Annotated in this window: 10 protein-coding genes; 6 read left to right on the top strand and 4 right to left on the bottom strand. The window is 40.6% G+C overall.

Annotated features, from left to right (window positions below; all coding sequences use genetic code 11):
• Positions 1-145: 145 nt before the first annotated feature.
• Positions 146-748 (top strand): GTP cyclohydrolase II, encoded by a 603-nt coding sequence (gene ribA / locus Aru01_RS12305; protein WP_040331453.1) that lies wholly within the window; start codon positions 146-148, stop codon positions 746-748.
• 148 nt (positions 749-896) lie between these two features.
• On the opposite strand, the gene hemN is transcribed toward ribA, so the two are convergent.
• Positions 897-2,261 (bottom strand): oxygen-independent coproporphyrinogen III oxidase, encoded by a 1,365-nt coding sequence (gene hemN / locus Aru01_RS12300; protein ID WP_016657642.1) that lies wholly within the window; start codon positions 2,259-2,261, stop codon positions 897-899.
• Between the two features lie 260 nt (positions 2,262-2,521).
• Here hemN and hemF point away from each other — a divergent pair, with 260 nt between their 5' ends.
• On the top strand, positions 2,522-3,466 hold the full coding sequence (hemF, locus tag Aru01_RS12295) for an oxygen-dependent coproporphyrinogen oxidase (protein WP_016657643.1): 945 nt from the start codon (positions 2,522-2,524) through the stop codon (positions 3,464-3,466).
• Between the two features lie 127 nt (positions 3,467-3,593).
• Entirely contained in the window at positions 3,594-4,382 is a 789-nt protein-coding gene (gene aroE, locus Aru01_RS12290) for a shikimate dehydrogenase (protein WP_016657644.1), read from the top strand.
• A 79-nt stretch (positions 4,383-4,461) separates the two neighbouring features.
• Here the strand turns inward: aroE and Aru01_RS12285 are convergent, their stop codons facing one another.
• The gene (locus Aru01_RS12285; RefSeq protein WP_016657645.1) at positions 4,462-6,822 is read right to left on the bottom strand and encodes a hypothetical protein; all 2,361 of its coding nucleotides are present in this window, start codon (positions 6,820-6,822) and stop codon (positions 4,462-4,464) included.
• 208 nt (positions 6,823-7,030) lie between these two features.
• Between Aru01_RS12285 and Aru01_RS12280 the strand changes: the two genes are divergently transcribed.
• Positions 7,031-8,854, top strand: a complete 1,824-nt coding sequence (locus Aru01_RS12280; RefSeq protein WP_016657646.1) for an acyl-CoA dehydrogenase C-terminal domain-containing protein — start codon at positions 7,031-7,033, stop codon at positions 8,852-8,854.
• Between the two features lie 127 nt (positions 8,855-8,981).
• Here the strand turns inward: Aru01_RS12280 and Aru01_RS12275 are convergent, their stop codons facing one another.
• Together Aru01_RS12275 and hemW are read right to left on the bottom strand one after the other, a co-directional pair.
• Positions 8,982-9,839 carry a hypothetical protein gene (locus Aru01_RS12275; protein ID WP_016657647.1) on the bottom strand — a complete coding sequence of 286 codons (858 nt, stop codon included), beginning with the start codon at positions 9,837-9,839 and terminating at the stop codon, positions 8,982-8,984.
• 284 nt (positions 9,840-10,123) lie between these two features.
• Positions 10,124-11,278, bottom strand: a complete 1,155-nt coding sequence (hemW, locus tag Aru01_RS12270) for a radical SAM family heme chaperone HemW (RefSeq protein ID WP_040331417.1) — start codon at positions 11,276-11,278, stop codon at positions 10,124-10,126.
• Between the two features lie 116 nt (positions 11,279-11,394).
• On the opposite strand from hemW, the gene Aru01_RS12265 reads away from it, so the two are divergent.
• Positions 11,395-11,853 carry a DMT family transporter gene (locus Aru01_RS12265; RefSeq protein WP_016657649.1) on the top strand — a complete coding sequence of 153 codons (459 nt, stop codon included), beginning with the start codon at positions 11,395-11,397 and terminating at the stop codon, positions 11,851-11,853.
• Between the two features lie 88 nt (positions 11,854-11,941).
• The gene (locus Aru01_RS12260) at positions 11,942-13,270 is read left to right on the top strand and encodes an MATE family efflux transporter (RefSeq protein WP_042111406.1); all 1,329 of its coding nucleotides are present in this window, start codon (positions 11,942-11,944) and stop codon (positions 13,268-13,270) included.
• The last annotated feature ends 38 nt before the right edge of the window (positions 13,271-13,308 follow it).

Raw genomic sequence — 13,308 nt, 5'->3', positions numbered from 1 at the left:
ATATTCTTACAACTTATCAACCATTATCGTTCGCTTTATACAAAAAAGAAAACGTAAAGCATGCAAACATAATTCACAGTTCTATTAATACTTGAGCTTTAAGCTATACTTTAGCCTATATCGAATCTCATAAATGGATCAACTCGTGCCGATAGAATTTGTTGCAACCTCTCAACTCCCAACTGCGTTTGGGGACTTTAAAGTCAGCGTATTCCAAGATCCTCAGACCGGTGAAGAACATGTTGCCTTGTCCAAAGGTTTAGAAAATGCGCCAACGGAACCTGTTTTAGTACGTTTACATTCTGAGTGCTTAACAGGTGATGCATTTGGTTCACTCAAGTGTGATTGTGGTCCACAGTTACAAAATACGATGAAAATGATTAATGCAGCAGGTCAAGGCGTGATTCTGTATTTGCGCCAAGAAGGCCGTGGTATTGGTTTAACCAATAAAATCCGTGCCTACGCGCTACAAGATCAAGGCCATGACACTGTAGATGCCAACTTACTACTTAACTTACCAGCAGATGCACGTCGTTATGATATGTGTAGCATTATGTTGCAACATCTAAAAATTAAGCAGGTGAAGTTGATTACCAATAATCCGCTGAAAATCAAAGCATTGCAAGATCTAAACATTGATGTTGTCGAGCGAGTTCCTTTAACTGTCGGACTCAACCCTAAGAATGCCGATTATCTAAAAACCAAACACGAGCGTATGTCACATATGTACGAAAAAGATGATTTTTAACAATGTGTTTTAACAAAAAAAATCGTCTTATCATTGTTTTTAATCGCAAAGGCGACATCAATGTCGCCCCTGTCAAAAAGGGGACTCATGTCCCCTATATCCAACCGTAGCTCGCGATTTACTGCAATCGAGCTTTGCTCGTGTTTGCCTAAATCGTCATCGAAAAAATCTGTGTCTCAGGTTTTCTACGTTTCAAATGCAAATCGAATGCCATACAAATATTACGTACAAAAGGTTTTCCCTGCTGTGTAATCACAATATGGTCCTTTTGGATCTGTACTAAACCATCCTGTTGCATTTCAGCAAGTTGCTGGATGACTTGCTCTCGCTCAACAAAATCCATCGCTTGATCCGACCATGAAGTTTGGAAAGTACACATCAAATTTAAAATATGCTTACGGATTTTCAAATCTTCTGTACTTAACACATGCCCTTTAACTACGGGAATTTGATTATTTTCCAAACAAGCATAATAAGCATCTAAGTTTTTTTCATTCTGTGCAAAGCTATACCAACTGTCACTAATCGAAGATACCCCCAAACCTATCATGACCTGAGTTTTCGATGAGGTGTATCCCATAAAATTACGATGCAAGGTTCCTGCTTGAAAGGACTGATACATTCCATCTTTGCTTAATGCAAAATGATCCATGCCAATTTCATGATAACCATGCGCTAAAAGCTGCTTTTTACCCTCTTCATACAATGTGCGCTTAACATCATCTTTGGGAACATCTTGATCCTTAAAACCTCGTTGCCCATTGCCTTTAATCCATGGCACATGCGCGTAACTGTAAAATGCCAAACGATCTGGCATTAAACTCTTGGTCAAATCGATCGTGTTTAGCACATCCGCTAAAGTTTGAAACGGTAAACCAAAAACAAGATCATGTGAAATCGAGGTGTAACCTATTTCTCGCGCCCACTGAGTTACCTGTTGAACATGCTCAAAGGGCTGAATCCGATGAATGGCCTTTTGCACAGCCTGATTATAGTCCTGTACCCCATAGCTTACACGGCGAAAACCCAGATCATACAGTGCCTGTAAATGTTCACGCGTCGTATTATTGGGGTGCCCCTCAAAGCTAAATTCATAATCATCAGCAATATCGGCTTTGAGCAAAATACCTTGAATTAATTGCTGTAAATGTTCAACAGAGAAAAAGGTCGGTGTACCACCACCTAAGTGAATTTCTTTAATGATCGGTTTTTCTTCTAATAATTGACAATATAAATCCCATTCTTTTAAGACAGCTTGAATATAGGGTTGCTCCATCTCATGACGCTTAGTCACTTTCTTATGACACCCACAAAAAGTACATAAGCTTTCACAAAAAGGTAAATGGATATATAAGCTGATGCCCTCGCTTTGGTTCGACTCATCAAAGGCTCGTTTTAATGATTGTTTCCAATGTAGTAATGAAAATGAGGTCTCATCCCAATACGGAACCGTTGGATAGCTGGTATAACGTGGCCCTGCCACATTGTATTTTTGAATTAAAGAACAACTCATATTCACGGCTCAGTAAGTGATTAACATTCACAATCAGCTAAATACATAACAATAGATTTAGGCTTAATACATTGTGCTGGGCTTAAACCTAGATTTCAACCTAGCGAATTGCTCAGGATTGCAACATTGAAAAAGTGCCTAGATGCTAAAACCAACAGAGCAACGATCAAAAAACAGCTTCATTTCGCAACGGTTTTCTTTTTTAATGATTTTATGCTTTGATGTGGCTCATCTTACACTCTATCTTTATGAGGACCAGCATGCAGCACCCTACTCCAGCTGATATTCAACGCGTTCGCGAATTTCTCCTCGATCTACAGGCCCGTATTTGTTCTGCCCTTGAACAACAAGAGCAAAAAAATGGCAGTACAGTACAATTTAATGCTGACCATTGGACTCGACCTGAAGGCGGTGGTGGCATATCACGCGTAATTCAGGATGGAGAAGTCATTGAAAAAGGGGGTGTAATGTTCTCACACATTGATATCACCAAGTTACCAGCCTCAGCAACCGAGCGTCACCCAGATATTGCCGGCGCTCAAGCACAAGCTATGGGCGTTTCAGTCGTAATTCACCCTAAAAACCCCAATGTACCGACCTCACATGCCAACGTTCGCTTATTTATTGCTGAACCTGAAGGTAAAGCACCCATCTGGTGGTTTGGTGGTGGGTTTGATTTAACACCGTTTTATCCAAACGACAGTGACATTTTGGCATGGCATCAAAAAGCGCATGATCTTTGTGCCCCGTTTGGAGATACTCTTTATGCGAAACATAAACAGTGGTGTGATGATTACTTTTATTTAAAACATCGTGATGAACAACGTGGTGTTGGTGGTCTATTTTTTGATGACCTCAACTGTTGGGATTTCGAAAAATGTTTCGAATACATTCAAGCAGTCGGCAATGGTTATCTAGAAGCAATACTTGCCATTTTCAAGAACAACCAAGACAAAGCCTATACTGAGGCGCAACGTGACTTCCAGCTCTACCGTCGTGGTCGCTATGTCGAATATAACTTGGTCTATGACCGTGGAACACTATTTGGATTACAAACAGGTGGACGCATAGAGTCAATTTTAGTGAGTTTACCAAACCTTGCAGCTTGGTCATATCGACCTGTCTGGGATGAACAATCTCCAGAAAAGCGTTTAGTTGACTATTATCTAAAGCCAAGAGACTGGTTAACCGAACTCAGTAACTAACAGTATCACTGCCCATATAACGATCTCTTACCCAGTACATCCTAGATGTGCTGGCCTTGTATTTACTGCTATTGCAGTTAATATTTAGTGATATTTATCTACTTCATACTTCGATGGACTGTACGCTATGCCTAAACATTTTGCAGTAATTGGCAACCCGATCGAACAATCTCGTTCCCCTGAACTTCATCATGCATTTGCCAAAGACCAAGGTATAGAACTGCAATACGATAAACGCTTAGCAGCCCTCGATGGTTTTCAGCAAAGTGTAGAGGACTTTTTTGCAGAGGGAGGCCTAGGTTTAAATGTCACTGTACCATTTAAAGAACAAGCTTTTGCGCTCTGTACTCAGCTGAGCCAACGCGCCACTATTGCCAAGGCGGTCAACACCCTCTGGATACAAGATGGCATCTTACATGGTGACAACACCGATGGTCAGGGCTTAGTCAATGCGATTACTGCACTTGGCTGGCCGCTTAAAAACAGTCGTATTTTAATTTTAGGTGCAGGCGGCGCTACGCGTGGCGTAATTTATCCTCTCGCTCAAGCAGGTGCCCAGTCAATCCAAATTGCCAACCGCACTGTCGCTCGGGCACAACAACTGGTTGAGGACTTACAAACGTCTGTAGGCACAGCACAACTTCGTGCTTCTGCACTTGACCAATTGCATGGCGAATTTGATCTGATCATCAATGCTACCTCTGCCAGCCTTACAGGCGATGCCCTTCACCTTCCTGATGATTTACAGTTTCAATATGCTTACGAGATGGCTTATGGCAAAGCATCAAGCTTCTTAGATCAAGCTGCACAGCGCGGTGTAGAGTACAGTGATGGTTATGGCATGTTAGTTGGGCAAGCAATTGAAGCCTTTGATATTTGGCATGCTGTCCGTCCAGAATTAAAAAAATTCCTTTGACCGAGCCTGTTATCAGCTCAGATCATTGGCATGAAAAAGGAGCTTCAATTGAAGCTCCTTTTATGTTTAATTGAACAAATTACTTTTTAAAATGGCTTGCTACTTTCTCATAGACATCGCTATAAAGTGAGTAGTCGATATATTCTTCGTCAGACTCAGTAATGTTAGCAATTGATTTCGCTGTCAACTGGTTCTTACGTGCATCAAGATAAGTTTGTGCCAAAATTTCAGAAACACGTTTTAGCTGTACTTTTTGCTTATTATCGAGGTCTTCACCCTCAATAAACTGCTGCATATAGTACTGCGCGAATACAGTTTTTGGCTGCTTATATTGTGCAACAAATTTGTTCCACTCTTGACGATCTTTACGTTTTTCCATTGCAGCAGCTGTTACATCGTAAACTTCGTTACCGATACTGTCAGCAAACTGATTACGATTGACTAACTTATGCTTCTCAACAAGTTTTTCAAGCTCAGCGAGTTCTTTACCTTTAGGATCATAAACCTCTTGATCAGCATAACTATATGCATAAACACGTGCGATTTCATTTAACTCACGCGGTGTATAATACTGAACAATCTTTGGTTTTTCATGACTAAGCATGAACAAGAATACAGCTTCATAGGTCTTGCTATAAGAACCTGTGTTGTCATAAACACGCGCTGCAAGATCTTCAACTTGACGATCAAATGATTTTACCGCTTGATCCGAAGACGCTTCAACTGCACCTTTACTTCCTAAGGCACGTGTTAAAGAACCAATCATATATTCAAATGGAGAATCTTTAGTAACTTCTTCAACACTCTTCGCATTTTTGAACTGACCACGAGAAATCTTCTTCGCTTGGCCATAATTTAAAATATGGTTATCAGAGTTTAGCTTAAATGTACCGATGCCTTGCACATACATATTGACATCATAGTCCACTTTAACTGCGCGACCTTTCTCATCTAAACCGACGTCAACAACAAACTCATTAGGTTTTTGTGTTGCTAAGAGTGCATTAATTTCAGTGCTATTATCCGCCCAAAGTTTCTTAAACTCAGCCGCAGTGATCAGTTTTTCAGAGCCACTTTCCTCAAACTTCTTCACCAACTTCTCATAGTCATCAGACATGACGATTTTAAACGGATGCTCCGTCTCTTCATCATCTGCACTTGGCAACAAGTAAACATAATGTTCTTCTTGACAGTAAGTTACATCACCCATTGAGAAACGTTGTTTACCATCACGTAAAGCTTCACATTGTTCTTCAGATAAGCCTTCTTCATCACTATCGCCTTCTGCAGCAGCACGTGCAGCGGCATAATCAGCTGCTACAGCTGCATCTTCTGATGTTTCTGTGGCTGCTGCTGTCGCATCTACAGCTTCATCATAGTCAGCTGGTGCTTCTGCTGCTTCAGCTTCAAGAGCTTCGCTCTCTTCACCGCGATCATGCAGTTTTTCGTTGACCAGACTATAAAGCTTAGTACTTGCTTTGTAGGCTTCTGCTTCTTCAGCGCCCATACCATAAGTACTGTACTTAGATTCGTCGTATTTGCTCGCCTCTTCGGTCATCTTTTCAAGTTTTTCATTAAAAACTTTTTCAAAGTCGATAACAGAGTGTTTTACAAAACCGCGATTCGCAGCTTCAAAGAAGTTTTGTTGCAACATAAACTCTTCTAAGCTCGATTTCAGACGGATTTTTTCAACCACACCTTGGCTTTTATCTGCTGCGCTTAGGCTTTGACGCTGCAACTGCTCTGGACGTGCCATCACATAAGGTACAGCTGTGTTTTCTTGTAAATATGTTGCAAGATTTTTAAAGTCGATTTTATCAACTACATCTTTATATTCAGAGAAATCAACATAAGCATAGTTATCTTGGTTTTCTTGATTCACCATAAACGGCATTACACCAAAGTAATTGATGTAAAACTTATGGTTTTTCAAATCAAGTGCCATCGGAACTTTGGTTTGTACCAATAAAGTTTGCTTTTGATATTTCGCTGAAAAATCAAATGTTGCTAGGCGCTCACGAAAATCAACAGAACCTTCGTAGCCAAACTGAGTGTGTTTTAAGAAATTACTTAGAAACTGTTGTACGCGATCTGAGCGACCAGAATAACTGTCTCTTCCCTCAGCAATCGCTTGATATAAATCAGCCTTTTCCTGTTTGGTCAATTTAATGTTTTGTGCTGCAATATATTGATCCAATTGACTTTGCAACTTGGCATCAATTCCCTTTTTATCAGCGTTACCAGATTTTTTTTCAACTGCAAAGTCAACATTTAAGCTGCCGTTAAAATCATAGTTTGGGTAGTTGTACATGGCATTTAAACCTTGTACAGCACGATCATCCAAATTCACACTGGTATTTGAATGATTGCTGATCGGATAAGTCGAGCAAGCAGCCATACTTAATCCTAATAAACACATGGTTAGTTGTTTTAAACGCATCAGATGCTTCACCCTAATTTTAAATTGTAAATAACTGGTAAAATTTAAAAAATACTATCAAAAAACAAACGGGAATGCTCGGTTAATTTTTTCTCATTCGCCTTTCTGACATTTTATTTGCCTACTATTATCAATGCTTTTTGTATCTAAAAATGAATAATCAAATCATCGATTGAAAAATCCATAACAATTTTTATAGGATTACCGCATGCCTACATATAAAGCGCCCTTACGCGATATTCGTTTTTTAATGAATGAAATGTTCGACTTCCCTGCGCATTACCAAACGCTACAAAATGGTGAAAATGCTGATCCAGATACAGTAGAAATGATTTTGGAAGGGGCTGCAGACTTTTGTGAAAATGTTCTTTCACCGATTTATCACAGTGGCGACGAAGAAGGTTGTCACTTTAAAGACGGCGAAGTTACTACACCAAAAGGCTACAAAGAAGCTTATGACCAATTCGTACAAAGCGGTTGGCAAGGACTATCCTATCCTGAAGAATTTGGTGGTCAAAACCTACCAATGTCTTTAAATTTGATCAAATCAGAGATGATGGGTACTGCAAACTGGTCATTTACCATGTACCCAGGTCTTAGCATGGGGTGTATGAACACCATCATGCAGTTTGGTACTGAAGAACAAAAAAACACTTATATGCCGCACCTTGTAGAAGGTACTTGGTCTGGCACAATGTGTTTAACAGAACCACAATGTGGTACAGACTTAGGTCAAGTAAAAGCCAAAGCTACAGCCAATGATGATGGTAGCTACCTGATCTCAGGCACTAAAATTTTTATTTCAGCAGGCGAACACGACCTCACTGAAAACATTATTCATATCGTACTTGCACGCCTACCAGATGCACCACAAGGTACACGTGGTATTTCATTATTTATCGTACCTAAATTCCTCATTAATGAAGATGGTAGCATTGGCGAACGCAATGGTGTGAGCTGTGGTTCAATCGAACATAAAATGGGGATCTGTGCATCCGCAACAGCTGTATTGAACTTTGATCAAGCAAAAGGTTACCTTATTGGTGAACCAAACAAAGGTTTACATGCAATGTTTACCTTTATGAACACTGCACGTATTGGTACTGCTGTACAAGGTCTTGCACATGCTGAGTTATCGTTCCAAGGTTCATTACCTTATGCAAAAGAACGTCTCTCTATGCGCGCACTCTCTGGTAAAAAAGAGCCAGAAAAAGTGGCTGACCCGATTATTTATCATGCTGATGTACGTCGCATGTTGCTGACCCAAAAAGCTATTGCTGAAGGTGGTCGTGCCATGATTTATTATGCGGCGCAAATCGCAGATAAAATGACAGATGCACTAGCTCAAGGCGATCAAGCTAAATTTGATGAATATGATGACAAACTCGGTTTCTACACCCCAATCCTTAAAGGGTTCTTAACTGAGCTTGGTTTGGAAGCAGCAAACTTGGGTATGCAAGTTTACGGTGGTCATGGCTATATCAAAGAACAAGGTATGGAACAAATCGCACGTGATGCCCGTATCGCAACTTTGTATGAAGGTACAACTGGTGTGCAAGCTTTGGACTTAATTGGCCGTAAAGTTTTACTATCATCGAAAGGTAAAGTTGTACGCGAATACACAGGTGAAATCTTAAAATTCTGTGGCCGTCATGCTCGTAACAAATATATGCGTCGTTTTGCATGGGATTTGACTAAGATCTGTGCCCAGTGGAATGCCCTGACTGTACGTATATTATTAGCGGCACGCAAAGACCGTGATATCGTTTCAAGTGCTTCTGTAGACTACTTGATGTTCTCAGGCTATGCCATGATGGCTTATTTCTGGGCTCAACAAGCTGCGACTGCATCAGAAATGTTAGAAACAGGAAAAGGTAAAGAAACTACTGAGTTCTATAAAGCGAAGATCAAAGTAGCAGACTTCTATTTCGAACGTCTATTGCCACGTGCTCAAGGTCATGCTGAATCTATGGTAAATCCTTCAAGCACTTTGACTTCTCTACCAGCAGATCACTTTAGTTTTGATTACTAATTTCTAGTATTCATCAACTCAATACAAAAAAGAGCGCTAAAGCGCTCTTTTTTTGCTGCTGAAATATCTAAAAATATACAACACCCTCACTCCTGCTAAAATGGGGATGAGGATGTTTAAAGCCCGCTTAAGGAATGACTTTTGAGGCGATCTTCACCATTGTTCCGCCTCCTGGTACAACAGTAGAGGCCAATTCAGCACTGAGCTCAATTAAGTTGTCGCGGGTAAAGGCTTGATCAAATGTACCTTTGAACCAATGGCCATTTTCTAGAATTTCACCTGTAAGCCCATCAACCTCAATCACCCCGACTTTATCCGCTGTAGACCAATGATACTCAAAAGCATAAACCGGTCTAAAGTACACATATAAAGAACTGATCTCTTCTAAATCAGACTCGATATTTGTTGCATTAATCACCTGATTTTGCAGTGATGAACGAACAAAACTGGTAAGCTCGTCCACGGATAATAATGGCTGCAGCACATTATCCATTGCAACTTCTTGTACTTCATCATGATTAAACTTTTTAATATAATCCGCTAAGATGCTCGGTTTAATCTCACGTTTTAAGCCATCAAAATAATTTGAGTAATGAATTGCACGATGGCAATGCTCTACCACCTGTACCTCCGCCTTGGATTTATCTTGATGACGAATTACCGGATAGCTTGCTTGTTCCACACCAGTTTGCTGAATTGAAATAGCTGTAGTATGCGGATTATGCACAGGAATAGAATAAGTCACTGCACAGCTGTAATCGACCTGACGTTTGCTCTCGACAAACCAAAAAGGTTCGTATCGTAAAATTTGCTCTTTGAGTAAAACCGTTTCATCTGTAGGTCGCTTTAATGGGTTAAATTTAGCGAACATACCAAAAGCATTGAGTTTCTTTTTTTCAGCCTGTTGTTTAGCAGAGGCAAATTCGAACACTTTATTAAAAACAAATATCTTATGGTTTTCGGGTCTAACTTCTAATTTCGACATGTACACTCCCGTATTATTTCATCATTAATTCAATTTGCGTCTTATGTCATTTTAACCCTTACATCTAGAGCAATGACCCTCTTCACAAGTTCAACATCGCTCTAGATTCATCCAAGATGCTAAAAGCGAATACACGTAAAGCTCACACCTTAACTCAACAATCTCTACCTATTCAATTAGATGCGCTAATTATTCTCTAAATATTATTTTTTAATGTCGGCACCGCTAAACCCACCATATTTAGCTTATGCCGACATCATTTAAATAAAATGCCTCAATAATTGTTATAAAAACGCTTCTAAAACTGAGTTTAAAAATAAATGTCCATGCTCGGTACACGCCAATTGTTCTCTTTCTTCAACCAATAAGCCCTTACTGCGCAAATCATTTAAAGCTGGCTCTAAACCTTGTATGGATAAACCGGTACGCGCAGTGTAACTCTGGGTTGCTACACCTTGATTTAAACGAAGTGCATTCATCATAAACTCAAAAGGCATCTCTTCTGCTTCGATCGCCTTGAATTGCAAATTCTCAGCAGGAACTTTGGCTAAATAGTCCTTTGGCAACCGTGTTTTTTGGTAACGATAAACGCCATCTGGCAAGGTTACTTTGCCATGCGCACCTGCACCGATTGCCAAGTAATCACCAAACTGCCAATAATTCAGATTATGTGCAGATGGGCGCTCCTTACGCCATGCCGAAACCTCATAGTTCTCAAAACCCTGTGCTCGTAGATATGCCTCACCCTGTAACTGAATTTGTTCAAGCACATCATCATGTGGCAAGATTGGCTGAGTACGGAAAAATACTGTATTGGGTTCGATGGTCAGTTGATACCAAGAAATATGCGTCGCGCCCTGCTCAACGGCCAAGCGTAAATCTAACAAGGCCTGTGTCAAAGTTTGTTCAGGTAAACCATGCATCAAGTCGACATTCACTCTTTCAAAACCTGCAGCACGAGCCAAACGAATCGCATTCATTGCATCATGCTCGCTATGAATACGACCCAATTTTTCTAAATGGGCTGTATTAAAACTTTGCACACCGATTGAGAGTCGATTAATTCCTGCCTGTAGATAAGCTGCAAAAGGTTCGTGTTCCAAAGTTCCAGGGTTTGCCTCTAAAGTGATTTCACAGCCCTGTTCAAAAGTCACCCATTGCTGTAATTGGATAAATAACCACTGATAGCCCTCAGCGGAAATTAAAGAGGGAGTTCCTCCTCCAATAAAAATACTATGAATCTGGCGACCCTGTATAAATTCGAGTTGGGTCTTAAAATCCGCTACTAATGCTTGTAGGTACTCACGTTCTAAAGATAGGGCCAATTGACCATCAGGGACAGCATGTGAATTAAAATCACAGTATGGACACTTGCGTACACACCATGGCATATGAATATATAAGGATAAAGGAATAGTGGTGGGATTTAGGACAGACAACTGCAATGCTCTAGGCAAATAAATGCAATTTTAACATGCATCGATCCCGACTTCGTCACTGTCATCAAATTGTTTTAAACTAAAGAAAAAATAACGACACAATGGATGATCAACAGATGAAAATAACACAGCACTTATTATTACTCTTTGCCCTGACCATGGGTATAGGTCTAGCAATGGCGATACAAACTTCACTCAACAGCCAACTTCGTAATGTTGTCGGCTCAACCTTAAATGCAGCGTTGATTTCTTTTGTCATCGGGAGCTGTGTTTTAGCGGCGCTGGTACTCCTACAAACCACAGCCAAACCCAATTTAGCTCAACTACAGCAGGTGCCTTGGTATCTTTATTTAGGAGGGTGCTTAGGGGTATATGCGATCAGTATAAGTATTTATACTGCACCACAATTGGGTTTACTCACATTCACAGGTCTTGTCATTTTTGGTCAGGTACTCAGCTCTATGCTGATTGATCATTTTGCTTGGTTTGGTTTAAATAAAACCCCGATCTCCATTACCCGCTTACTCGGGGCCATCGCCATTTTCATTGGTGTTTTACTCACACTACAACGTTGATTTATCATCGTTAGCATCTAGATAACAGGTATTTTTTGTGTCAAACGTCACGCAAGGACTTTATCAGTTTAAGCAACTTTCGCGGCTGATGCTGCCAATCTTGGTCACTCAATTTGCCCAAGCAGGATTTGGCCTTATTGATACTGTCATGGCAGGTCACATGTCTGCCGATGATCTTGCTGCGATTGGGGTTGCTGTCGGGATTTGGATTCCCATTATGTTGTTATCCAGCGGTATTTTAATCGCCACAACCCCTCTTGTTGCACAAGCACGTGGTGCAAATAAACCTAAAGATATTAGCCGTATCGCAAGACAATCGCTGTGGTTAGCTCTGATTGTTGGCGTCATAGCAGGGCTGTTGTTGCAGATCATGCCGCTATTTCTCGATCTATTTCGAGTACCTGAGGCATTGCATCCTAAAGCAAGTTTATTTTTACATGCGATTGGAATCGGCATGCCTGCTGTGACCATGTATGCTGCACTACGAGGTTATTCAGAGGCCTTAGGCTATCCGCGACCTGTGACTGCAATCAGTTTAGTTGCCTTAGTTGTATTAATCCCACTGAACTATATCTTCATGAATGGTATTGGGTCAATTCCTCATCTTGGCAGTGCTGGCTGTGGTTTCGCCACCTCGATCTTACAGTGGTTAATGCTAATCGCTTTAGCTGGATTTATTTTTAAAGCAAAACGTTATCAAAAGACGCCTGTATTTGATCGTTTTGAAACAATAGATCTGACTTGGATCAAACGCATCTTACATCTTGGTCTCCCCATTGGTTTAGCAATCTTTTTTGAAGTCAGTATTTTTAGTACTGCTGCCATTGTGTTAAGTCCACTAGGCGCAATTACCATTGCTGCTCATCAGATTGCCATGTCGGTCACCTCGGTCTTATTTATGATTCCGATGTCCTTAGCCATCGCCTTAACCATTCATATTGGCTTATATTACGGCGAGAAAAATTGGGCTGCTATTCGTAAAGTACAACAAGTCGGTTTAATAATGAGCACCTTGTTTGCATTGATTACCATGTCTTTAATTTGGTTCTTCCGTCCTGAAATTATTGCACTTTATAATGATGACCCTTGGGTACGTGATGTCACGATGTATCTATTATTATTTGCCATGGCTTATCAACTAATGGATGGCTGGCAAGTCAGTGCAGCAGGTTGCCTACGAGGTATGCAAGATACTCAAGGCCCAATGTGGATCACGATGCTTGCTTACTGGGTCATTGCATTTCCAGTCGGAATTTATTTGGCACGTTATACTGACATTGGTGCTGCTGGGGTATGGATTGGCCTAATTGTGGGTCTTAGTGTAGCCTGTGTCTTACTACTCGCACGACTACATGTCATCAACAAACGGTGTAGTTTAGTCCCACATGATATTCCACCCACGGCTAAAGTGCCTTAGAGTGATAAGACAAATAAACTGAAGGGACTTAATCCCTT

Source organism: Acinetobacter rudis (assembly GCF_000829675.1).
Classification (GTDB): Bacteria; Pseudomonadota; Gammaproteobacteria; order Pseudomonadales; family Moraxellaceae; genus Acinetobacter; species Acinetobacter rudis.
This window is presented reverse-complemented; position numbering and strand designations above follow the sequence as displayed.

What these genes read in the sequence shown, in the direction of transcription:
- hemN (WP_016657642.1), bottom strand. Translation starts at nt 2,261, where the DNA reads ATGAGTTGTTCTTTAATTCAAAAATACAATGTGGCAGGGCCACGTTAT.
- hemF (WP_016657643.1), top strand. Translation starts at nt 2,522, where the DNA reads ATGCAGCACCCTACTCCAGCTGATATTCAACGCGTTCGCGAATTTCTC.
- aroE (WP_016657644.1), top strand. Translation starts at nt 3,594, where the DNA reads ATGCCTAAACATTTTGCAGTAATTGGCAACCCGATCGAACAATCTCGT.
- Aru01_RS12285 (WP_016657645.1), bottom strand. Translation starts at nt 6,822, where the DNA reads ATGCGTTTAAAACAACTAACCATGTGTTTATTAGGATTAAGTATGGCT.
- Aru01_RS12280 (WP_016657646.1), top strand. Translation starts at nt 7,031, where the DNA reads ATGCCTACATATAAAGCGCCCTTACGCGATATTCGTTTTTTAATGAAT.
- Aru01_RS12275 (WP_016657647.1), bottom strand. Translation starts at nt 9,839, where the DNA reads ATGTCGAAATTAGAAGTTAGACCCGAAAACCATAAGATATTTGTTTTT.
- Aru01_RS12265 (WP_016657649.1), top strand. Translation starts at nt 11,395, where the DNA reads ATGAAAATAACACAGCACTTATTATTACTCTTTGCCCTGACCATGGGT.
- Aru01_RS12260 (WP_042111406.1), top strand. Translation starts at nt 11,942, where the DNA reads ATGCTGCCAATCTTGGTCACTCAATTTGCCCAAGCAGGATTTGGCCTT.